The organism is Mesorhizobium sp. CC13 (genome assembly GCF_039907765.1).
Taxonomy (GTDB): domain Bacteria; phylum Pseudomonadota; class Alphaproteobacteria; order Rhizobiales; family Rhizobiaceae; genus Aminobacter.
Genome location: NZ_JARDJI010000006.1, coordinates 193,085 through 218,201 on the forward strand (window position 1 = coordinate 193,085; position 25,117 = coordinate 218,201).

Here is a 25,117-nt window from a genome sequence, read left to right on the forward strand (position 1 = left end):
ATTTCGATGACCATACAGTCCGCCCACGCCTACCGCGCCGTGCCCTTGCCCGACTACGTGGAAAAGCCGGTCGAGGACATGCGGGCCGGGGCCCAGGCATTCTATGACGAGATCCGCACCCGCCACACGGTGCGCGAATTCTCCACCCGGCCGGTGCCGCGCGACATCATCGAGACCTGCATCCTGGCCGCCGGCACCGCGCCCAACGGCGCCAACCACCAGCCCTGGCATTTCGCCGTCATCGGCGATGCCGATATCAAGCGGCAGATCCGCGAGGCAGCCGAGGTCGAGGAGCGCGCCTTCTACGAGGGCCGGGCGGGCGAGGAGTGGCTGAAGGCGCTGGCGCCGCTCGGTACCGATGCCTCGAAGCCTTTCCTCGAGGAAGCGCCGTGGCTCATCTGCATCTTCGGCGAGCGCAAGAGCCGCTCGGCCGACGGCGTTTCCCGCAAGAACTACTACGTGCCGGAATCGGTCAGCATCGCCACCGGCTTCCTGATCGCAGCACTCCACCGGGCGGGACTTGCCACGCTCACGCATACGCCCAACCCGATGAGCTTCCTCAACGAGATCTGCGGCCGCGACCCGCACGACAAGCCCTATATCCTGATGGTCGTCGGCTACCCCAAGGACGGCGCCACCATCCCGGCGCACGCCATGGAAAAGCGGCCGCTGTCGGAGATCGCGACGTTCCTCTGACGGGCTACTCCGCCGCGCCCTGCAGGGCGCTGGCGCCGGCGTCGAACTGCAGTTTGGCGAGGCGCGCATAGACGCCGCCCTTGGCGACGAGGCTCTGGTGCGTGCCTTCCTCGACCACCCGGCCGCCATCCATCACCAGGATGCGGTCGGCCTTGAGCACGGTCGCCAGCCGATGGGCGATGACGATGGTCGTGCGGCCCTGCATCAGGTGTTCGAGCGCGATCTGCACCTGTTGCTCGCTCTGCGCGTCGAGCGCCGAGGTCGCCTCGTCGAGCAAAAGGATCGGCGCGTCGCGCAGGATGGCGCGGGCGATCGCGATGCGCTGGCGCTGGCCGCCGGACAGGGTGACGCCGCGCTCGCCGACCTGCGTGTCATAACCGTCCTGCAGCTTCTCGATGAACTCGTCGGCGAGTGCCGCGCTCGCCGCCGCCTCGATCTCCTTCTGCGTCGCGCCGGGGCGGCCGAAGCCGATATTGTCGGCGGCCGAGCATGCGAAGATCGTAACGTCCTGTGGCACGATGGCCATGCGTGCACGCACTGCCTCGGGATCGGCGTTCTGGAGATCGACGCCGTCGATCAGCACCGCACCGCTTTCCGGATCGTAGAAGCGCAAAAGTAGCGAAAACACCGTGCTCTTGCCGGCGCCTGACGGGCCGACGATGGCGACCGTCTCGCCCGGCCTGATCGTAAAGCTCAGGCCGTGCACCGCGGCGCGGTCCGGACGCACCGGATAGGAGAAGGTCACGTCGCGGAATTCGATGGCGCCGGTGCTCGTGGCAGGCAGCCTCGCCGGCGAGGCAGGTGCGGCGACCGTCGACTTCTCCGCCAGGATTTCGGTGATGCGTTCGGCGGCGCCCGCGGCAGCACTTAGTTCGCCCCACACTTCCGACAGCGCGCCGAGCGCACCGGCGGCGAACACCGAGTAGAGCAGGAACTGGCCGAGCGTGCCGGGCGACAGCGTGCCTTCGAGCACGTCGCGCGAGCCGAACCACAGCACCGCCACCACCGAGGCGAAGATGGTGAAGATGGCGAAGAAGGTCAGGATCGCGCGTGCCAGCACCGAGGCGCGGGCAGCCTGGAAGGCGGTCTCCACCGCGGCGGCGAAGCGGCCGGTCACCAGCTTCTCGTTGGTGAAGGCCTGCAGCGTGCGGATGGCGCCGATCTGCTCGCTGGCAAAGGCTGTGGCATTGGCAAGCGTGTCCTGCGCGGTGCGCGACTTGCGCCTGACCGAACGGCCGAAGGCGACGAGCGGCAGGACGATCAGCGGAATGGCGGCGATCACCAGGCCCGATAGCTTCGGGCTGGTCACCACCATCATGGCAAGCGCGCCCAGCCCGAGGATGACGTTGCGCAGGGCGACGGAGGCTGTGGCGCCGACCGCCGACTTGATCTGCGTCGTGTCCGCGGTCAGGCGCGAGACGATCTCGCCCGACATGGCCGTGTCGAAGAAGGCCGGGGACAGTCTGGTCACATGGGCGAAGACATCACGGCGCAGGTCGGAGACGACCCGTTCGCCGAGCGTGATGACGAAATAGTAGCGGCAGGCCGAGGCGAGCGCGAGCAGGGCGGCGATCGCCACCAGCATGCCGAAATACCTGGCGATGAAGCTGGAATCGGACGACGAGAAGCCGTGGTCGATCATGCGGCGGACAGCGATCGGCAGGGTCAGCGTGGTCACGGCGGCAAGGATCAGCGAGATGGTCGCGCCGACGACCAGCTTGGGGTAGCGGCCGAGATAGGGGGACAGCCGGCTCAGCGGACGCAGCGAACGCCTGCGCTCCTGGTTCGCGCCCTCGGTCGTATCCGCCATGAATTTTCCCTTCGGGCCGCGGCCCATTTGCCGGCTGCGCGGCCTTGTGATTCGAAATCGGCTGATGTATAGGCACGCCGACCGTTTCTGAAGCCGTGGCCTATCTAGCTGCGGCTTCGAAGTTTAGGAAGAGGCGCATCGCCGCAGGACACCTGCGCAAGCCGCGCCGCGACAGCAGGAACAGAGCGATGAAGGCCGATATCCATCCCGACTACCACACCATCAAGGTCGTCATGACCAATGGCACCGAGTATTTTACCCGCTCCACCTGGGGCAAGGAAGGCGATACGATGAACCTCGATATCGACCCGACCACGCACCCGGCCTGGACCGGCGGCCAGCAGACGCTGCTCGACCGCGGCGGCCGTCTGTCGAAGTTCAAGAAGCGCTACGAAGGCCTCGGCATCTAAGCCGACCCTGCTTCGCCGAATACAAGGAACCCGCCCACGTGGCGGGTTTTTTGTTGCTGGCGGTTGGATGCGTGTCTTCGGCGAGTGGCGCGCTGCCCCTCACCCTTACCCTCTCCCCGCGGGCGGGGAGAGGGGGGCGTCGGCGTTGCGCCAGCTCTGCCTTTGAAAGTGCAGCTGCGACGACGGCGAATTGGGAACACGCGGCGCGGACGTCCTCCCTCCCCCTTGTGGGGAGGGATAAAGGGTGGGGGTAGTCTCGGGCCGGGAAGGGGAGAATACCCCCACCCCTAGCCCCTCCCCACAAGGGGGAGGGGGATGTCGCCGCCCAGCGCCTCGATCTCCCTCAGCGCCATCGCCTTGTAGTCGGCCACCAGCGCATCGCCCTCGGCCCGTTCGACCGAGATCGCCAGCCGCATGGTGGCTTCGCCCAGCGACATGATCAGGAAAGCCTTGCGCGCAATGTCGTCGTTGCTCGCGCCTGGTGCCACCCGCTGCCAGGCCTCCGCCAGCAGCGTCCCGTTGGCGCGGCTGTCGCGCAGGTCGATGTCGCGCAGCGCCTTGTCGGCCTGCGTGCCCGACCAGATGTCGCGCATCACCGGCTCGGCGAGGAAGATGCCGTAATAGGTGTCGATCAAACCGCCGAAGGCCTCAAGCAGGCCATCCATGTCGGGCACGCCCGAAAGCCCGTCGGCGATGCAGGCGCGACCCTCGGCGTTGTAGCGCTCGGCCAGCGTGCGCACGATGGCGCCCTTGTCCGGAAAATACTGGTACAGCGAGCCGATCGAAACGCCGGCGCGCTCGGCCACCTCGCCCATGCGCATGGCGTCGCTGCCGGCCTCCTCGATCAGGGCGGTGGCGGCCTGCAGCATGCGCTCGACCCGCTCCTGGCTGCGCTTCTGGCTCGGCGCCCGGCGCAAGGCACTGCTCTCTTCGGTCTTGTCCATGGTCCAGCCCGCCGCGATTCCGCTTGACGGATATAATATGAGGGTTTATCACATTTGCAAATGTGAGGATTGCTCACGTTATGGAGGCCAAGATGCAGTCTGAACTTGCCAATGCTCCTTTCCTCATCCTCGGCGGTACCGGAAAGACCGGCGGCCGCATCGCCGAACGCCTCGCCGCCCGGGGCCTGCCGGTCCGCATCGGCTCGCGCTCCGCGTCGCCCGCCTTCGACTGGACCGACCGCTCGAGCTGGGCGGCAGCCTTCCAGGGCGCACGCGCCGTCTACATCGCTTTTCATCCCGATCTCGCCGCTCCCGGCGCTGCCGACATCGTCGGCGACTTCGCCCGCCTTGCTGTCGGCATGGGCGCCAGGCGGCTTGTGCTGCTCTCCGGGCGCGGCGAGCCCGAGGCCCAGCGCGCCGAGCAGGCCGTCATCGCCTCCGGCGCCGACTGGACGGTCCTGCGCTGCAGCTGGTTCATGCAGAATTTCAGCGAGGCCTTCATTGTGGATGCGGTACTTTCAGGGGAAGTTGCCTTGCCGGTCGGAGATGTCGGCGAGCCTTTCGTCGATGCCGACGACATCGCCGATGCCGCCGTTGCCGCCTTCACCGACGACCGCCACATAGGCCAGCTCTACGAGATGACGGGCCCGCGCCTGCTCAGCTTCCGCGACGCCGTGGCCGAGATCGCCAAGGCCAGCGGCCGGGACGTCCGCTTCACAGAGATCACCGCTGCCGAATTCGAGGCGGGGCTGGGCGCCGCGGGTCTGCCGGCGGATCTCGTCGGGTTGCTGATGATGCTGTTCACCGAGGTGCTCGACGGCCGCAACGCCCATGTCGCCGATGGTGTCGAGCGAGCGCTCGGGCGTCCGGCGCGGGATTTTCGTGACTATGCCGCAGCGGTCGCCGCGTCGGGCGCCTGGGGAGGCGCAGAATGATCGCTACGCTGTTTTCCGCGCTCACCTTCGTCGCCGTCATCGGCAGCGGCCTCGCCGCAGGGCTGTTCTTCATTTTCTCGAACACGATCATGGCGTCCTTCGCCAGGCTGCCCGCGGCGCAGGGCATCGCCGCCATGCAGCAGATCAACCTGACCATCATCAATCCCGCCTTCATGGCGGTGTTCATGGGCATGGTGTTGCTCTCGCTGGTGCTGGGCGCCAGGGCGCTGCTCGGATGGTCGGAGGCGGGCGCGACCTGGCTGCTTGCGGGTGCCGTGGCCTATCTGGTCGGCGCTTTCCTGGTGACGGTCGTCTTCAACGTGCCGCTCAACGACCAGCTTGCAGCGGTCGATCCGGCGAGCACCGAGGGGGCAGCGCTCTGGGCCGCCTACCTGCGCGACTGGCTGCCGTGGAACCATGTGCGCACTGTCGCCTGCGTCGTCTCGCTCGGCGCCTTCGTCATGGCCTTCGCCCGCGCGCTCTAAAGAAAAAGGCCGGGTCGCCCCGGCCTTTTCGTCTCAGTTCTGGCGCTGCCAGCGCGCCACCGCATGTTCGATCAGCCGGCCGACGAGGTCGGGATAGGAAACGCCCGAGGCCGCCATCGTCTTCGGATACATGCTGATGTTGGTGAAGCCGGGGATGGTGTTGACCTCGTTGACCAGCGCCGAGCCGTCTGGTTTCACGAAGAAGTCGACACGCGCCATGCTTTCGCAGCCCAGCGCCAGGAAGGCGCCGCGGGCAATCTGCTGCAGCTTGGCGGTGGCGCCGTCGGGCAGCTCGGCGGGAATGCGCAGCGCGGCGCCGTCGGCGTCGATGTACTTGGCTTCGTAGGTGTAGAAGCCGTGGCTCGCGGCCGGCACGATCTCGCCCGGCACGGAGACGGAGATCGCGCCGTCGGGTGCCTCGAGCACGGCGAACTCGACCTCGCGGCCGGCGACGAACTCCTCGATCAGCACCTTGCGGTCGTGCCTGAAGGCCTCGGCCAGCGCCTTCTCCAGCTGCTCCGGAGTCTCGGCCTTGCTGACCCCGACCGACGAGCCCTGCCGCGCCGGCTTGACGAAAACGGGCAGGCCGAGCGCGGCCTTGACCGCAGCGAAGCTCGGCTTGTCGCCGGCGTGCACCGTGATCCCGCGAGCCACCGGCAGTCCGGCCTCCCTCATCAGCCGCTTGGCCGTGTCCTTGTCCATTGCATTGGCCGATCCCAGTACGCCGCAGCCGACATAGGCAATGTCGGCCACCTCGGCGAGACCCTGCACCGCGCCGTCCTCGCCGAACGGACCATGCAGCACCGGAAACAGCACGTCGATCTTCGCCAGCTCGAACGGCGCCTGGCCCTCGGGCAGGGCGACCAGCCGCCCCTTGCCGCCCGGCACCAGCGCCACCTCCGTGCCGCTTTCCGGCACGGCAGGCGGCAGGGCGCCCTCCTGGTCGAGTTCCGCGATGAGCCAACGCCCGTCGCGGGAAATGCCGATCGGCACCACCTCGTACCGGGCCTGGTCGATCGCCTTGACCACGTTGCCGGCCGACATGATGGAAACGTCGTGCTCGGCGGAGCGCCCGCCGAACAGCACTGCGATGCGTGGTCTCGTGGTCATGCTTTCTCCCGCCAACGCCGAACCGCCTTCAATGAGGAGCCTACCGAGTGGCCGGCGATTCCAGCTTATCTGTGGCGCGACGCTTCGAGCGTGCGGCGGCGGTCACGCCTCGCCCTTGTGGCCCTTGCGGTCGGAATGGCCGAGGTCCCGCGCGGGATCGATCACGTCGCGTACCAGCTGCTTGAGCTGGGCCGCGTCGGGAAAGCCGCTGTCGCGCTTGCGGTCCCAGATCAGGGTCTCGTTGCAGGTGATCGTGAACACCCCGCCGGTGCCCGGCACCAGCGTCACCTCGCCGAGCTCCTGCCCGAAGGTCGACAAAAGCTCCTGCGCCATCCAGCCGGCACGAAGCAGCCACATGCACTGGGTGCAGTAGGTGATGCGGATCTGGGGACGGGTGTCGTTGGTCATGAGCAGCTCCGAGACCGAAGGGTTGTTCTCTGGCTTGCTGCGCGCTCCTGCGAACCTTGATCGCCGCGGAGCTGCGGTGGCTTGCTGATATCTGGCCCGGCCGAAAAGACGGGCGAATTCGCGGCGGACCGTAGATCCGCCGCGAAGAGGCATTCGACGTTACGCCGCGCTGAGCTTGGCCAGCGTCTCGTCGTCGACTTCGAAGTTGGCGTAGACGTTCTGCACGTCGTCGTCGTCTTCCAGCGTGGCGACCAGCTTCATCAGCGACTGGGCGCGGTCCTCGTCGACCGGAATGTTGTTCTGCGGCTTCCAGATCACTTTCTGCGACTGGGCCTCGCCGAGCGAGCCTTCGAGCGCCTTGGACACGTCGCCGAGGCTTTCGAAGGCGCAGATGATGGTGTGGCCGTCCTCGTCCGACTGCACGTCGTCGGCGCCGGCCTCGATGGCCGCGTCCATCACCTTGTCGGCGCTGCCTGCGGTCGCCGGGAAGACGATCTCGCCGACGCGGTCCCACATGAACGACACCGAGCCGGTTTCGCCCAGCGCCCCGCCGGCCTTGGTGAAGGCGGCGCGCACGTTCGAGGCCGAGCGGTTGCGGTTGTCGGTCAGCACCTCGACGATGACGGCGACGCCGCCCGGGCCGTAGCCCTCGTAGCGCACTTCCTCGTAGTTCTCGGCATCGCCGCCCGTGGCCTTGTTGATCGCCCGCTGGATGTTGTCCTTGGGCATCGATTCAGCCTTGGCGTTCTGCACCGCCAGCCGCAGGCGCGGGTTCATCGCCGGGTCGGGCAGACCCTGCTTGGCTGCCACGGTGATTTCGCGCGCGAGCTTGGAGAACATCTTCGAGCGCACCGCGTCCTGGCGGCCCTTGCGGTGCATGATGTTCTTGAATTGTGAATGGCCGGCCATGGGACCCCTGTTCTGTCGCTTCGGCGAGTGTTGGAATGGCCGGCGTTATAGATAAATCGGCTCAATACGTCCAGACTTCCGGGCTTTCGAGGCCTTGCGAAAACGGGGCCACGCCGCGCCGATGACCGTGCGTCGCCCAAGGCGTCATTGCGCGCGCTTCCGGACAGGCCGGTCGTCATGGTCCTCGGCGGCATCCGAGGCCGGGCCTTCCCTGCCTCCGTCCGGGCCGCACCCGCCGACGCGCACCATGTTGCGGCCGGCCGCCTTGGCCTCATAGAGCGCCCTGTCGGCGATCAGCAGAAGCTCGTCGAGCCCCCTGACCTCGACGGCGGCGCAGGCCGCCACCCCGATGCTGACGGTCATGCGCAGTTGCTGGCCCGACGGCAGCATCAGTTCCGCCCGCTCCACCGTGAGGCGAATGCGCTCGGCCATGCCGGTCGCCTCGATCAGGTCGGCCTTGGGCAACAGAACCGCGAATTCCTCGCCGCCGGTCCGGCCGAACAGATCGGCCCTCCGGAGCTCGGGGGAAACCAGGCGGACGAACTCGGTCAGCACGCTGTCGCCCGCGGCATGCCCGAAGCGGTCGTTGATGCGCTTGAAATAGTCGAGATCGATCGTCAGCAAGGCGACGCCCTGGGAGCTGCGCGACAGCTCCGCGAGGCGGGATTTCGCCCGTTCCATGAACGCACCGCGCGACAGCGCCCCGGTGAGGGAATCGAAATTCGCGGCCTTGAACAGCCGGTCTATCAGTTCCTTGCGCGCCGCGTTCGTGCTCGCCACGGTCAGCGGGCCGAGCGCCATGAGCGCCACGCCCAGCCGGATCGAGTCGAGCAGTCGAAGCGGGTTCGGCAGCTTGGACAAGGGGATCAGCTGCGCCGGGAGCGAGATCAGCAGCCAGGCCGACATCAACATGGTCAGCGTGGTCGTGGTGAACAGGCTGTAGGTCAGGGCGCACCACAGCAGGGCCGGGATGGGGAAGGCGAGTGCGCCCGGACCGCCCACGACAAGGCCCACGCCGACCGAGGCGGCAAGAGCCGCAGCGGGGGCGGCGTGCAGCAGGGTGGCCAGGTTGGCCGCCAGCGGCTTCCGCCATTGGCGCATCAGCGTGCCAGCGCCCGGAAAGGTCAGGATGACGGGCAGGACGACAAGGTTGTTGACCAGTTCGCTGACGAACCAGAACGCCATCCCGTCGGTGATGTCGCGGCCGAACAGCAGCGCTGCGCCGGCGGCGCTGGCGAGCGCCGCCGCCATCGCCGCCGCGCAACACACGGCGAACAGATAGAGCACCGAGATCGAGCGCCGCAGCCTGCGGATGTCTTCGGACATCAGGCTGAACAGTCCATAGCCGGCCATGGCGCCCGCCATGTTGGCGGAGGACAGCCAGAGGTTTGTGCGCAGGTCGCTGCCGGTGAGGAAGTCGGCGGCGATGTAGCCGGCGAAGGCCGCCAGCCATCCGGAAGCCGTGGCACAGGCGGGGTTGCGCACCATCAGGCCCAGGAGAATGGCGTTCGCCGGCCATATGGCGGCCAGGAAACCGACCGGGCGGGTAAATATCCCGAAAAGCGATGCGGCGAGGACCGCCGTCCCGACGGTCAGGGCGACCAGTGACCTTTGCGCCATGCTGATATCTGCTGGGTGGTGGCGTTTACTGGCAGCGAGCATATTCCTTCCGTTCGCATCAAAACGCCCCTTCATCCCGACCATCGTCGCAAACAGTTCACTTAGGCTTAATAAGCAACATCGAATTCGCCCTGTGGTTGTCTCGCGATTGCGGCGGAATGACGCTAGGGATGCCGTAGCGCCAATTGCCTCGGCTGCGAGGGCGGTCTCGGGCAGAGATCCGGGGCGAAGAGCTTCCAGGACATGGTTGCAATCGCGCCGAGCCGCCGAGCCGCCTGCCAGCCTCGATCCACCCGCGGCGCGTCTAGGCGGAAGCTTCGGGGAACCTTATCCGCACCCGCAGGCCCCGGCCTTCCGCACCCGCAGACAGCTCCAGCCTGCCGCCGAACAGCGCCGCGATCTCCTCGACGATCGGCAGGCCGAGGCCGGCGCCTGGCTTGTCGCCGGCGCGGCCGCGGGCGAAGCGCTGGCGCACGGTCTCGAGTTCCGATGCCGGGATGCCCGGCCCGGTGTCCTCGACTTCGAGCATGACGTTGTCGCCCTCGCGCAGCACCTTCACCGTCGCCTCGGCGCCCGAGCCGGCATAGGCGAGGGCGTTCTCGACAAGGTTGCGGATCATCTCGCCGAGCAGCATCGGCTCGCCGCGCATGAAGAGAGCTTCCTCGCCCTCGAAGCCGAGGTCGATGCCCGCGGCATGGGCATGGGTGATGCGGTCGGCGGTGAGCGTCCGGGCGAGTTCGGTCAGGTCCACCGCGCCCAGGCTCTTCAGCTGCTCGGATGCCGCCTGGTCGACCTTGGCGAGCAGAAGCAGCTGGGCGATGACGCGTTCGGCATGCGCCACCGCCTCGTCGCCGATGCGGGCGGCGCGGCGGGCCTCCTCCAGCGAATGCGCGCGCGACGACAGCGCAAGCTGGGTGCGGATGATGGTCAGCGGCGTGCGCAGCTGGTGGCTGGCATTACCGGTGAAGTGGCGCATGGCCCCGAGCGCGGAACCCAGCCTGCCCATGAAGGAGTTGACCGTGTCCACCAGCCCCCGCACCTCCTTGGGCACCGACTGCTCGATCGGGTGCAGGTCGTCGGGATTGCGCTCGGCAATCGCGTCGCGCAGCCGGTAGAGCGGGCGCAGCGAGAAGGTGACGGCAAACCAGACGATGGCCGCCGCACTGCCGATCAGGATCGCCAGCCTGAGCGCCGAGCGTAGGAGGATGGTCTGCGCCAGCTGGGTCCTGGCGATGGTCGTTTCGGCGACGGTGACGACGAAGGGGATCGAGGTGGCGCCCGTGGAGGCGGCGCGGTAGAGCGAGGTCAGCCTGATCGGCTCGCCGCGGAAGGTCGCGTCCGAATAGCCGCTTTCCTCCTGGCCGAGGCCCTCGATCACCGGCAAGTTCTGGTAGCCGGTGATGAAGCCGTCGGGGCCGTCGACGCGGTAGAACACCCGGTCCTGCGCGGCGGAAGTCAGCATTTCGAGCGCGACATAGGGGATGTCGACTTCGAGCGCGCCGTTCTCCGCCACCACCACCCGCTCGGCAATCGCCAGCGCCGAGCCGGCCAGCACCCGGTCGGAGACGGCGTTCGCCGTGTCGACGGCCTCGTTGTAGGTGTCGGCCAGCGCGATCAGGCCGATGGCGACCAGCGGCACGAGCAGCCACAAGAGCAGCCGGCGTCGCAGCGAATAGGTTTTCGTCCGTGGCATCAGGGACTGGGCAGCTTTTCGAGATAGTAGCCGATGCCGCGCGCCGTGCGCACGGTCAGCCCATAGGGCGCGAGCCGTTTGCGCAGGCGGCTGACATATTGCTCGATGGCGTTGGCGCTGAGGTCCTCGTCGAAACCGGCGAGCGATTCGATGATCGCCTGCTTGGCCACCACCTTGCCGGCGCGCATGAACAGCGTCTCGAGCAGTGCGAGTTCGCGCGCCGGAATGTCGATCGCCGCCCCGTGCGAGGAGAAGCTGCGGGTGTTGAGGTCGAGCAGCACCTCGCCGAAGGTGACGGTGGAGGCCTTGAGCCCGGCGCGGCGGCGCAGCAGCGTGCGCACCCTGGCCTCGAGCTCGCCGACGTCGAAGGGCTTGACCATGTAATCGTCGGCGCCGAGGTCGAGGCCTTTCACCCGCTCGTCGAGCGAGTGGCGCGCCGACAGGATCAGCACCGCCGCATCGTGCTGGCGCCCGCGCATGGTGCGCAGCACTTCGAGCCCGTCCATCTCGGGCAGATTGAGGTCGAGGATGACGAGATCGAAGCGCTCGGCGGCGAGCACCGCGACCGCCGAAGTGCCGTCGCCGACGACGTCGACGGCGTAACCGCTGCCTTTGAGCACGGCGGCAAGCCCGCCGGCCAGCGTGGCGTTGTCCTCGACCACCAGAATGCGCACCGAAATCTCCCTGCCGTTGCCGCCCGAACGATGCCTATTCGCTGGGCAAAGGTCCAGAGCTGCGTAGCGCGCTTCGCCGTTGTGTCCAAGGCCGGGCTGTTGCATGGTCTCGCCGTCATGCGCCTGGCCCTTCTCTTCGCTTTCATCAGCCTTGCAGCCCCCGCACGCGCGGAGGTCACCGTGTTTCCGGCGCTCAACGCCGTGGCGGACGCCCGCACGCTGGTGGTCTATTCGTCGCTGGACGCGCCGCTCGCCAAGCCGATGATCGACGGCTTCCAGAAGGCCAATCCCGACGTCGCCGTGCGCTACGAGGACCTGCTCACCACCGAGATCTACGATCGCGTGGTCGCCGAGACCGATGCCGGCGAGGGCTCTGCCGACATCGCCTTCTCGTCGGCCATGGACCTGCAGGTCAAGCTCGCCAATGACGGCTATGCCCAGGAAAGCCGGCTGCCGCTCTCGGGCCGCTGGCCGCGCTGGGCCAACTGGCGCGACACCGCCTATGCGCTGACCTTCGAGCCGGCGGTGTTCGTCTATCACAAGCCGAGCTTCGCCGACGCGCCGCCGCCGGCGACGCGCGGCCAGTTCGTCGATTTCCTCAAGGCCCAGGGCGACAAGGTCTACGGCCGCATCGCCACCTACGACATCGAGCGCTCGGGCGTCGGCTTCATGTTCATGGCCCGCGACCAGGAGCAGTATCCCGACATCTGGTCGGTCATCCGCACCATGGGTGCGGCCGGCGTGAAGCTCTATTCGACCAGCGGCGCGATCCTCGAGCGCATCGCCGACGGCCGCTTCGTGCTCGGCTACAACATCCTCGGCTCCTACGCCGCCGACTGGGCGGCGCGCGATCCCAATGTCGGCATCGTGCTGCCCAAGGATTATACGGTGGTGATGTCGCGCATCGGCCTGGTGCCCAAGGCGGCGCGCTCGCCCGACCTCGGCCGCCGCTATCTCGAATATTTCATGTCGGCCGAGGGCCAGACGGTGATGGCGGCGCAATTGCACATCGCCGCCGTCAACCCCGACGTGTCCGGCGACAACACCGCCAACCGCATGCAGCAGGTTCTCGGCGGGCAGTTGCGGCCGGTGCCGGTCAGTCCCGGCCTCATGGTCTATCTGGACCAGGTCAAGCGCTCGCGCGTCATCCAGCGCTGGAACGAGGCGCTGCGCAGCCCCTGACGATGTACCCAACCTGTTGCATCGGTGTCAGTCTGATGTCAGGTTGCTGCGCTAGGGAAGTTTTGGCCCGTCCGTTGGGAGGCGGCGAGGCCCGGAAAGTTCGGGAGGACTTCGAACAGGTTTCCGCAAAGGCTACCCGGCGGCGTCGAATGCGCCGAAAGAGGGGCCGGAAACGCTGCACCACGGCCGGCCAACCAGCCCGCCAGTTCCTGCCGTCAGATCCGGGTCGCCGCTTCGCGAACGGGCCGCGAAACTGAAAAGGCATTTGCCTCGCGCATGCGGGCAGCAAGGGAGGAACGGCAGTGAAGCAGTTCGTATTGGCATCCATCATCGCAGGCGCATTCGCCCTGCCGGCCGCCGCGGCCGAGTACAAGATCATGGCTCCGGCAGCCCCGGGCGGCGGCTGGGACCAGACCGCGCGCTCGATGCAGACCGCGCTCCAGGACGAGAAGATCTCCAGCAGCGTCCAGGTCAGCAACGTTCCCGGCGCTGGCGGCACCATCGGCCTGGCCCAGTTCGTCAACCAGGCCAACGGCGACCCCAACCAGCTCATCGTCGGCGGCTACGTCATGGTCGGCGCGATCCTGACCAACGCCTCGCCGGTCACCCTCGAGCAGGTCACCCCGATCGCCCGCCTGACCGGCGAATATGAAGCGATCGTCGTGCCCGCCAGCTCCGACATCAAGGACATGGCTGGCCTCGTCGCCAAGCTGAAGGCCGATCCGGGCTCGGTGTCCTGGGGCGGCGGTTCGGCCGGCGGCACCGACCACATCACGGCCGGCCTCGTCGCCAAGGCCGTCGGCGTCGATCCGACCAAGGTCAACTACATCGCCTATTCCGGCGGTGGCGAGGCGCTCGCCGCCATCCTCGGCGGCCAGGTGACCGTCGGCATCTCCGGCTACGGCGAATTCGCCGAGCAGATCAAGGCGGGCCAGCTGCGCATCCTCGGCATCTCGGCCGACAAGAAGGTCGAAGGCGTCGATGCCCCGACGTTCAAGGACGGCGGCGTCGACGTCTCGATCCAGAACTGGCGCATGGTCGCCGCCGCTCCCGGCATCTCTGCCGACCAGAAGGCAGCCGTGCTCGCCGACGTCGAGAAGATGGTCACTTCGGCCTCGTGGAAGAAGATCCTCGCCGACAAGGGCTGGGCCAACACCTACCTCGCCGGTGACGACTTCTCAGCTCAGCTGAAGAAGGACACCGAGGCGACCGCCGCGATCCTGAAAGACATCGGCCTGGTGAAATGAGCCGGGACACCCAGCAACAAGAAAAGCGCCGCCCGGACCGGGCGGCGCTTGTCATCGCCGCCCTGCTGATGGCGGCTTCCGTCGTCATCGCCTGGAACACGGCCAGCCACAGTGCCGGTGGCGCCTATGCGCGCGTCGGCCCGGCGACCTTTCCCTACGTGATCGCCGTCGCATTCTTCGGCCTGTCGATCTGGACGGCGATCGAAGCGTTCCGCGGCGACTTTCCCGAGCGCGAGCATCAGGAGATCAGCCCGATCCTGTGGATCGTCGGCGGCCTCGCCGCGCAGATGCTGCTGCTCAAGGTGGCCGGCTTCTCCATTGCCACGGGCCTGCTCTTCGCCGCCACCGCGCGGGCATTCGGGCGCGGTCCGCTGTGGAAGACCATTCCCCTCGGCATCGTCCTCGCCTTCGTCGTCTGGGTCATTTTCGCCAAGGGACTGCAGCTCTCGCTGCCAGCCGGCCCGCTCGAACGCCTGTTCTGAGCGGCATCTTTAGGAGCGGCTAGATATGGATACGTTCGGTCTGCTGGCGCAGGGTCTTTTGACGGCGCTTGAACCCATCAACCTGCTTTACGCACTCATCGGCGTGACCCTCGGCACCGCCGTCGGCGTCCTGCCCGGCATCGGCCCGGCGCTGACCGTGGCCCTGCTGCTGCCTGTCACCTACAAGCTCGATCCGGCCGGATCGCTGATCATGTTCGCCGGCATCTATTACGGCGGCATGTATGGCGGCTCGACCACGTCGATCCTGCTCAACACGCCGGGCGAAAGCGCCTCGATCGTCACGGCGCTCGAAGGCAACAAGATGGCGCGCGCCGGACGCGGCGGCCCGGCGTTGGCTACGGCTGCCATCGGCTCCTTCGTCGCCGGCCTCATCGCCACCATAGGCCTCGCCTTCATCGCGCCCACCGTGGTCAAGATGGCGCTGTCCTTCGGCCCGGCCGAATATTTCGCGCTGATGATCCTGGCCTTCATGACCGTGTCGGCCGCCTTCGGCGATTCGAGCCTGCGCGGCCTCACCGCGCTGTTCATCGGCCTTGCCCTCGGCCTGGTCGGCATCGACCTGCAGACCGGCCAGGCGCGGCTTTCCTTCGGCATCCCCGACCTGCTCGACGGCATCGAGGTGACGACGCTGGCGGTCGCGCTGTTCGCGGTCGGCGAGGCGCTCAGCGTCGCGGCCAGCAAGGGCGGCGATTCCACCATCCAGGCGATCAAGGGCTCGGTGTGGATGACCCGCGAGGATTGGCGGCGCTCGTGGAAGCCCTGGCTGCGCGGCACCGCCGTCGGCTTCCCCATCGGCGCGATGCCGGCGGGCGGCGCCGAGATCGGCACGTTCCTGTCCTACTCGATGGAAAAGCAGCTGGCCGAGAAGCCGGAAGAGTTCGGCAACGGCGCCATCGAGGGCGTCGCCGGTCCGGAAGCCGCCAACAATGCGTCGGCCGCCGGCACGCTGGTGCCGCTACTGACGCTCGGCCTGCCGACCACGGCGACGGCGGCGATCATGCTCGCCGGCTTCCAGCAGTTCGGCCTGCAGCCCGGTCCGCTGCTGTTTGCCACCAACCCGCAGCTCGTCTGGGGCCTGATCGCCTCGCTGCTGGTCGCCAACCTGATGCTCTTGGTGCTGAACCTGCCGCTGATCGGCCTGTGGGTCCGACTTCTGACCATCCCGACGCCGTGGCTCTATGCCGGCATCCTGCTGTTTGCGACGCTCGGCACCATCGGCGCCAACTCGGCCGTCTACCAGCTCAACGTCGCCGGCCTGTTCACCTGGCCCATGTCGTTCGAGCTCGGCATGCTTCTGGCCTTCGGTCTGCTCGGCTACGGCCTGCGCCGCTTCCACTATCCGATCGCGCCCGTGGTGGTGGGCCTGATCCTCGGGCCGATGGCCGAGCAGCAGCTGCGCCGCGCGCTGGCCATCAGCCAGGGCGACCCGACGATCCTCGTCGGCTCGCCGATCGCGGTCGTGCTGTTGCTGCTCGCGGCCACAGCAGTGCTTCTGCCGCTCTACCTGCGGGCACGCGGCAAGGGCAAGGTGCTCGCCCAGCTCGGCGCCAGCGAGGACTGAGAAGCAAGGTCCGGAAACGAAAAAAGCCGACGCCCGGGTGACCGAGCTTCGGCTTTTTCCTTGCCTTGCGGGCTGATGTCCAGGGCGACAGAGCGGTGAATCCGCCAGGACCACCGCTCCGGAGCGCCTCCTGCAACGCCGCACCCTTGCGGTGCAAGGACATCGCAGCACGGCTGATCCGCAGCCCGTCCGCGGGGACGGGCCCGATCCCGTGGGCGCTCTCTACCCTGAAGCCAAAAAAATCAGTAGTGGCGGATGCGGTCGAAATGCCGGGGGTCGATGCCCAGCATGACCAGATCCTGGTTGGCCGGACGGTGGCCGCGCTCGACGGCGGCAGCCGCGGCGACGGCGCTGCCGAGGGTGCGAACCAGATTGCCAATGCGTCCAAGGGGCTTGCGAGCGTTCATCTTCGTCTTCCTTTCGCGCTGCATCATCATCTCTTGTGCAACGCAACAAATATAGGTGACGCAAAGGGAAGCGGTAGAGGTGGCGTCGCATGTTTGCCATGCGTTTGCTGCAATGGTCGGCTAAACAGGCGCCGGTGGACGCTGCGGGACCGCAGCACTTGAAAGGCGAGGCGCCTTCGGTTATATCAGCGTCAAATTCTTGGTCGGTATGACGAAGAGTGGGTCCACCCGGTCCCGCTCTTTTTTGTTACCTGCCGGCCGCTTGGAGAACCAATGACCGAAAACGCAGTCGAACAGGCAGGCGACGACCGCATCATCCGCGAGACCGGCATCGACGCCCGCATCGCGCTGATCGTTCAGCCCGTCCTTCGGGCGATCGGCTTCCGCCTCGTCCGCGTGCGGCTGTCGGGCCAGAACGGCCTGACGCTGCAGATCATGGCCGAGCGCGAAGACGGGACCATGACGGTCGAGGATTGCGAGGAGGTGAGCCGTGCCGTCTCGCCCGCCCTCGATGTCGATGATCCGATCGAAAAGGCGTATCATCTCGAAGTGTCGTCGCCGGGCATCGACAGGCCGCTGGTGCGCAAGTCGGATTTCGCCAACTGGATCGGCCATCTCGTGAAGATGGAGACCTCGGTCCTGGTCACCGACCGCAAGCGCTTCCGCGGCAAGATCGCCGAGGCCGACGAAGAGGGCATCCTGATCCAGCGCGACCAGGCCGCCTATGGCGAGGAGCCGACCGTGCGCGTGCCTTTCGAGGCGATCGCCGAAGCGCGGTTGATCCTGACCGACGACCTGATCCGCGATGCCCTGAGCAAGGACAACAGGGCCCGCAAGGAAGCGAAGAAGCGCCACGGCGAGGCCGACGACGCCGGTGAAGACGAAGAAACCGAAACGGAAGACTGACAGAGCCGTGCAGCCGGACCGGGTCCGGCCTGAAGCTCGGGGAGAAAGACAATGGTTGTAAGCGCCAACAGGCTCGAACTGCTGCAGATCGCCGATGCGGTCGCCCGCGAGAAGTCGATCGACAAGTCGATCGTCATCGCCGCCATGGCCGACGCGATCCAGAAGGCGGCACGCTCGCGCTATGGCCAGGAAACCAACATCCGCGCCGACATCAACCCGAATACGGGCGAGATGAAGCTGCAGCGCCTGATGGAAGTGGTCGAGAAGGTCGAGGACTACGCGACCCAGATCGCGCTGACCTCGGCGCGCGAACGCAATCCCGACGCGCAGCTCGGCGACTTCATCGCGGAGCAGCTGCCGCCGATGGATTTCGGCCGCATCGCCGCGCAGTCGGCCAAGCAGGTCATCGTCCAGAAGGTGCGCGAGGCCGAGCGTGACCGCCAGTACGACGAATACAAGGACCGCATCGGCGAGATCGTCAACGGCACGGTCAAGCGCGTCGAATACGGCAACGTCATCGTCGATCTCGGCCGCGGCGAGGCGATCATCCGCCGCGACGAGCTGATCCCCCGCGAGAACTACAAGTACGGCGACCGCGTCCGCGCCTACGTCTACGACGTGCGCCGCGAGCAGCGCGGCCCGCAGATCTTCCTGTCGCGTACCCATCCGCAGTTCATGGCGAAGCTGTTCACCATGGAAGTGCCGGAAATCTATGACGGCATCATCGAGATCAAGTCGGTGGCCCGCGATCCGGGGTCGCGCGCCAAGATCGCCGTCATTTCGCGTGACAGCTCGATCGATCCGGTCGGCGCCTGCGTCGGTATGCGCGGCTCGCGCGTCCAGGCCGTCGTCGGCGAGCTCCAGGGCGAAAAGATCGACATCATCCCGTGGTCGCCTTCGGCCGCCTCCTTCATCGTCAACGCCCTGCAGCCGGCCGAGGTCGCCAAGGTCGTTCTCGACGAGGACGCCGAGCGCATCGAGGTCGTGGTGCCGGACGACCAGCTGTCGCTCGCCATCGGCCGCCGCGGCCAGAACGTGCGCCTCGCCTCGCAGCTGACCGGCTGGGACATCGACATCCTCACCGAGCAGGAAGAGTCCGAGCGCCGCCAGAAGGAATTCGTCGAGCGTTCGACGCTGTTCATGGAAGCCCTCGACGTCGACGAGATGGTCGGCCAGGTGCTCGCCTCGGAAGGCTTCACCAGCGTCGAGGAAGTGGCCTATGTCGACGCCGACGAGATCTCCTCGATCGACGGCTTCGACGAGGACACCGCCAGCGAGATCCAGCAGCGCGCCCGCGAATATCTCGAGAAGATCGAGGCCGAGCACGACGAGAAGCGCAAGAAGCTCGGCGTCGAAGACGAGCTGCGCCAGATCCCCGGCATCACCACCGCGATGCTGGTGGCGCTCGGCGAGGACGGCGTCAAGAGCATCGAGGACTTCGCCGGCTACGCCGCCGACGATCTCGTCGGCTGGAAGGAGCGCAAGGACGGCGAGACCAAGTTCTATCCGGGCGTTCTGGCCGACTACGGCGTGTCGCGTGCGGACGCCGAGCAGATGGTCGTCGCCGCCCGCCGCATGGTTGGCTGGATTTCCGAAGACGAAGTGGCTGAGGAAGCCACCGACGTCGCCGGTGAGTGACGTGGGTCGGGCCGGAGATAGCTTTGGACGAGATGAACGATCGCACCTGCATCGTCACGCGCCAGAGCGGCGAAACGGATGATCTGATCCGTTTCGTCGTCGGTCCCGATTCGACTGTTTTTCCCGACCTGAAGAGAAAGTTGCCCGGCCGCGGTTGCTGGGTGACGGCCGACCGCCTACATGTCGACAAGGCGGCGGCCAAGGGCATGTTCGCCCGCGCCTTCAAGAAGCCGGTCGTCGTTCCGGCCGACCTGGGCGCCATGGTGGACGCACTGCTTGCAAAATCGGCGCTCGGCGCGCTCGGGCTCGCCCGCAAGGCGGGGCTCGTTGCGCTCGGCGCCGCCAAGGTCGACACTGTCGTACGCGCCGGAAAGGCGCTTCTGGTGCTCCACGCCTACGAGGGCGCCGAGGATGGCGTCCGCAAGATCACCCAGGCCCGCAAGGCGACCGTCCATCTCGGCGGCCCTGCCACGCCCGCCTACAAACTTTTTTCCGAAGCGGAATTGGGTTTGGCATTGGGGGCAACAAATGTGATACATGCTGCCGTTCTCGCGGGAGACGCGGGCAAGACGGTCGCAAAGCGCATGGTTGCGCTTGACCGATATCGGGGCGGATCCCCGGATGATCTGGCAATGATTGCGGCGATTGCCGACGAAGATGATGCCGCAGAGGATATGGAATGAGCGACACCAAATCGGGCGATGACAAGACGTTGAGCGTCACTCCGAAGAAGACCTTGACGCTGAAGCGCCCGGGCGCGGAGCAGGGAACCGTGCGCCAGAATTTCTCCCACGGCCGCACCAAGGCGGTCGTCGTCGAGACCAAGAAGCGCAAATTCTCCATGCCTGGCGACAGGCACGAGCCTGTGCCGGCACCGGCTCCCGCGCCGACGATCGTCGCGCCGAAGCCCCAGCCGGCGGTGCCCGTCAATGTCGCGCCGGTGGTGCGCGAGACGCCGCGTCCCCAGCCGGAACGCTCCGGCATGGTGCTGAACGAGCTGTCGCGTGGCGAGATGGAAGCTCGCCGTCGCGCGCTTGAAGGTTCGGTCGTCCGCGAACAGGAAGAACGCGCCCGCGCCGCGGAAGATGCGCGCCGCCGCGCCGAGGAGGACGAGCGTCGCCGCAAGGAGCGCGATGAGTCGGCCCGTCGCCAGGCCGAGGAAGAGGCCCGTCTGAAGACCGAAGCCGAATCCCGCCGGCGCGCCGAGGAAGAGGCTCGCCGTCGTGCGCCCGCGGCCGTCCAGGCCAAGGTCGCCGACGAAGAGGAAGAGGTTGCCCGGCCGCGCGGCCGCACCGGCGGTGGAAATGGCGGTGGGGCAGGGGCAGGCGCCGGTGCCGGCGCTGCAACGCCCGTCCGTCGCATCGCGACCCCCGAGGTTGCCCGTCCGGCCAAGACCAAGACCGACGACGACCGTCGTCGCGGCAAGCTGACGCTGAACACCGCGCTTTCGTCGGAAGACGGCGATGCGCGCGCGCGTTCGCTGGCTGCGATGCGCCGCCGCCAGGAGAAGTTCAAGCGGGCGATGCATCAGGAGCCGCGCGAGAAGATCGTGCGCGAGGTCATCCTTCCCGAGACCATCACCATCCAGGAACTGGCTCAGCGTATGTCCGAGCGCGCCGTGGATGTCGTGAAGTTCTTCATGAAGCAGGGCCAGATGATGAAGCCGGGCGACGTCATCGACGCCGATACGGCCGAGCTGGTTGCCGGCGAATTCGGCCACACGGTCCGCCGCGTCGCCGAGTCCGACATCGAGGAAGGCCTGTTCGACATCGCCGACCGCACCGAGGACCTGGTGTCGCGTCCGCCCGTGGTCACCATCATGGGCCATGTCGACCACGGCAAGACCTCGCTGCTCGACGCCATCCGCAACGCCAATGTCGTGTCCGGCGAAGCCGGCGGCATCACCCAGCACATCGGCGCCTACCAGGTCGAGAAGAACGGTCAGAAGATCACCTTCATCGACACGCCCGGCCACGCCGCGTTCACCGCGATGCGCGCCCGCGGCGCCCAGTCGACCGACATCGCCATCCTGGTGGTCGCGGCCGACGACGCCGTCATGCCGCAGACCATCGAGTCGATCAGCCATGCCAAGGCGGCCGGTGTGCCGATCATCGTGGCCATCAACAAGATGGACAAGCCGTCGGCCGATGCCCAGAAGGTCCGCACCGACCTGCTGCGCCACGAGGTCTTCGTGGAATCGATGGGCGGTGAAACGCTCGACGTCGAGGTGTCGGCCAAGACCGGCAAGGGTCTCGACAAGCTGCTCGAGGCCATCCTGCTGCAGGCCGAAGTGCTCGACCTCAAGTCCAACCCCGACCGTACGGCCGAAGGCGTGGTCATCGAGGCCAAGCTCGACAAGGGCCGCGGTCCTGTCGCGACCGTGCTGGTCCAGACCGGTACGCTCCTGCCGGGCGACATCCTCGTCGCCGGCAATCAGTGGGGCCGCGTCCGCGCCCTGGTCAACGACCGCGGCGAGCATGTCGAAGAGTCCCCGCCGTCCATGCCGGTCGAGATCCTCGGCCTGCAGGGCACGCCGCAGGCCGGCGACCGCTTCGCGGTGGTCAACAACGAGGCGCGCGCCCGCGAGATCACCGAGTACCGCCAGCGCCTGGCGCGCGACAAGGCCGTCGCCAAGCACGCCACCCAGCGCGGCTCGCTCGAGCAGATGATGTCGCAGCTGCAGTCCTCGGGCCTCAAGGAGTTCCCGCTGATCATCAAGGGCGATGTGCAGGGTTCGGTCGAAGCGATCGTCACCGCGCTCGACAAGCTCGGCACCGACGAGGTGCGTGCCCGCATCGTCCATGCCGGCGCTGGTGCGGTCACCGAAAGCGACGTCACGCTCGCCGAGACCTCGGGTGCTGCGATCATCGGCTTCAACGTCCGCGCCAATGCGCAGGCGCGCCACGCTGCCGAGCAGGCAGGTGTCGAGATCCGCTACTACAACATCATCTACAGCCTCGTGGATGACATCAAGGATGCGATGTCCGGCCTGCTGTCGCCGGAGCGCCGCGAGACCTTCATCGGCAATGCCGAGATCCTCGAGGTGTTCCACATCACCAAGGTCGGCAAGGTCGCGGGTTGCCGCGTCACCGAAGGCAAGGTCGAACGCGGTGCGGGCGTCCGCCTCATCCGCGACAACGTGGTCATCCACGAAGGCACGCTCAAGACGCTCAAGCGCTTCAAGGACGAAGTCTCCGAAGTGCCGGTCGGCCAGGAGTGCGGCATGGCCTTCCAGAACTACGAAGACATCCGCCAGGGCGACATCATCGAGTGCTTCCGCGTCGAGATGGTGACCCGGAGGCTGTAAGCCTCTGGCATTAGTCTAACCGTTTGGACGGTGGCCGTTCGGCCGCCGTCCGTTTTCGTGCAGCAGGACGCGCGGTCCCATTCCGCCTCCTGCGACATATGGATTTGCAGGACCATGTCCCGTTTTACGAACTCAGGCCCCTCCCAGCGCCAGCTTCGCGTCGGCGAGCAGGTGCGCCATGCGCTGTCCGAGATGCTGCAGCGCGGCGAAATTCTCGATCCGCTGATCGAGACGACCGTCATCTCGATCTCCGAGGTGCGCATGTCGCCCGACCTCAAGATCGCCACCGCCTTCGTGTCGCCGCTCGGCGCCAAGGAGCCGGCGGCTGTCATCGAGGCGCTCAACAAGCATGCCAAATTCATCCGTGGCCGCGTTTCATTCGCCCTCCGGCAGATGAAATACATGCCGGAATTCCGTTTCCGGCTGGACACCAGTTACGACAATTTCGCCAAGATCAACGATCTGCTGCGCTCGCCCGAAGTGGCGCGCGACCTGGACGGCGAGGAAGACAAGGAAGACTGACATGTCGCGTCGCGGCAAGAAGAAAGGCCGGCCCGTCTCCGGCTGGCTGGTGCTGGACAAACCGGTGGGCATGGGCTCGACCGAGGCCGTGTCCAAGGTGAAGTGGCTGTTCAACGCCGAGAAGGCCGGCCATGCCGGCACGCTCGACCCGCTTGCCTCGGGCATGCTGCCGATCGCGCTCGGCGAAGCCACCAAGACCGTGCCCTACGTCATGGACGGCGCCAAGATCTATCGCTTCACCGTCGCCTGGGGCGAGGAGCGCTCGACAGACGATCTCGAGGGCCCGGTGACCAGGAGCTCCGACAATCGTCCGGGCGAGGCCGAGATCCGCGCGCTGCTGCCGAAATATACCGGCGTCATCATGCAGACGCCGCCGCAGTTCTCCGCCATCAAGATCGCCGGCGAACGCGCCTACGACCTCGCCCGCGAGGGCGAGACCGTCGACATCCCGGCGCGCGAGATCGAGATCGGCCGCCTCGACATCGTCGAGAACAGCGCCGACCGAACGGTCTTCGAGGTCGAGTGCGGCAAGGGCACCTACGTGCGCTCGCTGGCGCGCGACATGGGCCGCGACCTCGGCTGCTTCGGCCACATCGCGGAGCTGCGCCGCACCGAGGTCGAGCCCTTCACGGCCGAAGACTTCGTCACCATCGCCGAGCTGGAAGCGGCGCGCGCCGCCGGCCAGCCGGAGGGCGAGGAGGGCCGCTGGGACTTCCAGGCGATCGACGAGTTCGTGGTCGACACCTCGGCCGCGCTCGACTGCCTGCCGCAGGTCGCCGTCACCGACGAGGCCGCCAACAAGATCAGGCTCGGCAATCCGGTCATCGTGCGCGGCCGCGACGCGCCCGTCGAGGCCGAGGAAGCCTGTGCCACCGCGCGCGGCCGGCTGGTCGCCATCGGCGCCATCGAGCAGGGCATGTTCAAGCCGAAGCGCGTGTTCACCGCCTGATGCTTGTTTGCGGCCGCGGTTTCCGCTTGGATCATGGCGGTGATTCCCTGAGCGAAGCGCGATGACCGAGGCGAATACGACCCTGAAGCGCGAACCCCGACATGCAAGGCGGGTACCGATCGGTGCCTCGCCGGGGACGCTGATTGCCGATCCGTCGGCGCGCCAGTCGGCTCTCAATCTCACGCTCATTTCCCCCGGCGCCTGCGAATTCATCGACAAGGCCAGCCTCGGCGACGTCGAGGCCGCGTGCGAGCAGTGGCCGCTGATCTGGCTCGATTGCGTCGGCCTCGCCAATATCGGGCTCATCGAGGAGATCGGCCGGATCTTCGGCCTGCACACGCTGGCGCTGGAGGACGTGGTCAACACCGGACAGCGGCCCAAGGCCGACTTCTTCGACGACTACGCCTTCTTCATCCTCAGCATGATCGATGACGTGAAGACTGGTCGCTACGAGCAGATCTCCTTCTTCTTCGGCGAAAACTTCGTCGTCACCTTCCAGGAGCGCGAGGGCGATCCGTTCGGGCCCGTGCGCCAGCGCATCCGCACGTCCAACCCGAGCCGGCTGCGCAACGGCAAGGCCGACTACCTCGCCTACGCGCTGATCGACGCGGTCGTCGACAGCTACTTCCCGATCGTCGACGCCACCGGCGACAAGCTCGACGCCATCGAGGACGAATTGCTGGCCGCACCGCAGAAGCACCACATCAGCCAGCTGCACGGCCTGCGCCGGGCGACAAACCTGCTCAAGCGCACGATCTGGCCGCTGCGCGACGCGCTGACCGCGCTGATCCGCTCGGATGCCGCCTTCATCTCGCCGGAGACCAAGGTCTATTTCAACGACACGCTCGACCATTCGATCCGGTTGACCGAAACGGTCGAATCCCAGCGCGAGACCATGATCGGCCTCATCGAGATGCACCTGTCGCTGGCGCAGGCGCGCACCAACGAGATCATCGGCGTGCTGACCATCGTCTCGGCGATCTTCATCCCGCTGACCTTCCTCGCCGGTATCTGGGGGATGAACTTCGACCCGGCATCCTCGCCCTGGAACATGCCGGAGCTGCTGTCCTACTACGGCTATCCGGCCGCCCTCGGCTTCATGGCCTTGGTGGCGATCGTGCTCTTGGTGATATTCCGCCTGCGCAAGTGGATTTGACCACCTGGCAAGCCGGCTCGCAAAATAGCTGGCTTTTGCCGCCGA

At 67.0% G+C, this 25,117-nt stretch carries 24 protein-coding genes; 15 read left to right on the top strand and 9 right to left on the bottom strand.

Annotated elements, in window-relative coordinates:
* Positions 1-6 precede the first annotated feature (6 nt).
* Positions 7-696, top strand: a complete 690-nt coding sequence (locus PV773_RS11505; RefSeq protein ID WP_347966467.1) for a nitroreductase family protein — start codon at positions 7-9, stop codon at positions 694-696.
* 4 nt (positions 697-700) lie between these two features.
* Here the strand turns inward: PV773_RS11505 and PV773_RS11510 are convergent, their stop codons facing one another.
* Positions 701-2,506, bottom strand: coding sequence for an ABC transporter transmembrane domain-containing protein (locus PV773_RS11510; protein WP_347966468.1), 1,806 nt, complete (start codon positions 2,504-2,506; stop codon positions 701-703).
* Positions 2,507-2,694: 188 nt separating this feature from the next.
* Between PV773_RS11510 and rpmE the strand changes: the two genes are divergently transcribed.
* Positions 2,695-2,916: a 50S ribosomal protein L31 gene (gene rpmE / locus PV773_RS11515; protein ID WP_340037911.1), complete on the top strand. Its 222-nt coding sequence runs from the start codon at positions 2,695-2,697 to the stop codon at positions 2,914-2,916.
* A gap of 287 nt (positions 2,917-3,203) precedes the next feature.
* Here rpmE and PV773_RS11520 read toward each other — a convergent pair whose 3' ends face one another.
* Positions 3,204-3,860 (bottom strand): TetR/AcrR family transcriptional regulator, encoded by a 657-nt coding sequence (locus tag PV773_RS11520; protein WP_347966469.1) that lies wholly within the window; start codon positions 3,858-3,860, stop codon positions 3,204-3,206.
* 92 nt (positions 3,861-3,952) lie between these two features.
* On the opposite strand from PV773_RS11520, the gene PV773_RS11525 reads away from it, so the two are divergent.
* Entirely contained in the window at positions 3,953-4,795 is an 843-nt protein-coding gene (locus tag PV773_RS11525) for an NAD(P)H-binding protein (RefSeq protein WP_347966470.1), read from the top strand.
* On the top strand, positions 4,792-5,280 hold the full coding sequence (locus PV773_RS11530; RefSeq protein WP_347966471.1) for an anthrone oxygenase family protein: 489 nt from the start codon (positions 4,792-4,794) through the stop codon (positions 5,278-5,280). The genes PV773_RS11525 and PV773_RS11530 overlap by 4 nt, the downstream gene beginning before the upstream one ends.
* Before the next feature lie 33 nt (positions 5,281-5,313).
* On the opposite strand, the gene PV773_RS11535 is transcribed toward PV773_RS11530, so the two are convergent.
* The 6 genes from PV773_RS11535 to PV773_RS11560 form a co-directional block, all read right to left on the bottom strand.
* Positions 5,314-6,390, bottom strand: coding sequence for a D-alanine--D-alanine ligase family protein (locus PV773_RS11535; protein ID WP_347966472.1), 1,077 nt, complete (start codon positions 6,388-6,390; stop codon positions 5,314-5,316).
* Positions 6,391-6,492: 102 nt separating this feature from the next.
* Positions 6,493-6,798 (bottom strand): SelT/SelW/SelH family protein, encoded by a 306-nt coding sequence (locus PV773_RS11540; protein WP_347966473.1) that lies wholly within the window; start codon positions 6,796-6,798, stop codon positions 6,493-6,495.
* Between the two features lie 159 nt (positions 6,799-6,957).
* Positions 6,958-7,707, bottom strand: a complete 750-nt coding sequence (locus PV773_RS11545; protein ID WP_347966474.1) for a YebC/PmpR family DNA-binding transcriptional regulator — start codon at positions 7,705-7,707, stop codon at positions 6,958-6,960.
* A gap of 144 nt (positions 7,708-7,851) precedes the next feature.
* A complete protein-coding gene (locus PV773_RS11550; RefSeq protein WP_347966475.1) occupies positions 7,852-9,327 on the bottom strand; it encodes a diguanylate cyclase in 1,476 nt (491 codons plus the stop codon).
* A gap of 304 nt (positions 9,328-9,631) precedes the next feature.
* Entirely contained in the window at positions 9,632-11,020 is a 1,389-nt protein-coding gene (locus tag PV773_RS11555) for a sensor histidine kinase N-terminal domain-containing protein (protein WP_347966476.1), read from the bottom strand.
* Positions 11,020-11,694, bottom strand: a complete 675-nt coding sequence (locus PV773_RS11560; RefSeq protein WP_347966477.1) for a response regulator transcription factor — start codon at positions 11,692-11,694, stop codon at positions 11,020-11,022. The genes PV773_RS11555 and PV773_RS11560 overlap by 1 nt, the downstream gene beginning before the upstream one ends.
* Before the next feature lie 117 nt (positions 11,695-11,811).
* On the opposite strand from PV773_RS11560, the gene PV773_RS11565 reads away from it, so the two are divergent.
* From PV773_RS11565 to PV773_RS11580, 4 genes are all read left to right on the top strand, one after another.
* Complete coding sequence (locus tag PV773_RS11565) at positions 11,812-12,876, top strand: ABC transporter substrate-binding protein (RefSeq protein ID WP_347966527.1); 1,065 nt, start codon at positions 11,812-11,814, stop codon at positions 12,874-12,876.
* A gap of 302 nt (positions 12,877-13,178) precedes the next feature.
* Entirely contained in the window at positions 13,179-14,123 is a 945-nt protein-coding gene (locus PV773_RS11570) for a tripartite tricarboxylate transporter substrate-binding protein (RefSeq protein ID WP_347966478.1), read from the top strand.
* On the top strand, positions 14,120-14,605 hold the full coding sequence (locus tag PV773_RS11575) for a tripartite tricarboxylate transporter TctB family protein (RefSeq protein ID WP_347966479.1): 486 nt from the start codon (positions 14,120-14,122) through the stop codon (positions 14,603-14,605). Before PV773_RS11570 ends, PV773_RS11575 begins: the two co-directional genes overlap by 4 nt.
* A gap of 25 nt (positions 14,606-14,630) precedes the next feature.
* Positions 14,631-16,187 carry a tripartite tricarboxylate transporter permease gene (locus PV773_RS11580; protein ID WP_347966480.1) on the top strand — a complete coding sequence of 519 codons (1,557 nt, stop codon included), beginning with the start codon at positions 14,631-14,633 and terminating at the stop codon, positions 16,185-16,187.
* A 242-nt stretch (positions 16,188-16,429) separates the two neighbouring features.
* On the opposite strand, the gene PV773_RS11585 is transcribed toward PV773_RS11580, so the two are convergent.
* Entirely contained in the window at positions 16,430-16,594 is a 165-nt protein-coding gene (locus tag PV773_RS11585; protein ID WP_347966481.1) for a hypothetical protein, read from the bottom strand.
* Between the two features lie 273 nt (positions 16,595-16,867).
* Between PV773_RS11585 and rimP the strand changes: the two genes are divergently transcribed.
* The 7 genes from rimP to corA all read left to right on the top strand — a co-directional run bounded on the left by rimP (position 16,868) and on the right by corA (position 25,072).
* Positions 16,868-17,500 (top strand): ribosome maturation factor RimP, encoded by a 633-nt coding sequence (gene rimP, locus PV773_RS11590; protein WP_347966482.1) that lies wholly within the window; start codon positions 16,868-16,870, stop codon positions 17,498-17,500.
* A gap of 51 nt (positions 17,501-17,551) precedes the next feature.
* Positions 17,552-19,138, top strand: a complete 1,587-nt coding sequence (gene nusA, locus PV773_RS11595) for a transcription termination factor NusA (RefSeq protein WP_347966483.1) — start codon at positions 17,552-17,554, stop codon at positions 19,136-19,138.
* A gap of 32 nt (positions 19,139-19,170) precedes the next feature.
* A complete protein-coding gene (locus tag PV773_RS11600) occupies positions 19,171-19,821 on the top strand; it encodes an RNA-binding protein (protein WP_347966528.1) in 651 nt (216 codons plus the stop codon).
* Positions 19,818-22,445: a translation initiation factor IF-2 gene (gene infB / locus PV773_RS11605; protein ID WP_347966484.1), complete on the top strand. Its 2,628-nt coding sequence runs from the start codon at positions 19,818-19,820 to the stop codon at positions 22,443-22,445. The genes PV773_RS11600 and infB overlap by 4 nt, the downstream gene beginning before the upstream one ends.
* Positions 22,446-22,559: 114 nt before the next feature.
* Positions 22,560-22,967 (top strand): 30S ribosome-binding factor RbfA, encoded by a 408-nt coding sequence (gene rbfA / locus PV773_RS11610; RefSeq protein ID WP_340037893.1) that lies wholly within the window; start codon positions 22,560-22,562, stop codon positions 22,965-22,967.
* Between the two features lies 1 nt (position 22,968).
* Entirely contained in the window at positions 22,969-23,916 is a 948-nt protein-coding gene (truB, locus tag PV773_RS11615; protein ID WP_347966485.1) for a tRNA pseudouridine(55) synthase TruB, read from the top strand.
* A gap of 61 nt (positions 23,917-23,977) precedes the next feature.
* Entirely contained in the window at positions 23,978-25,072 is a 1,095-nt protein-coding gene (gene corA / locus PV773_RS11620; RefSeq protein WP_347966486.1) for a magnesium/cobalt transporter CorA, read from the top strand.
* The last annotated feature ends 45 nt before the right edge of the window (positions 25,073-25,117 follow it).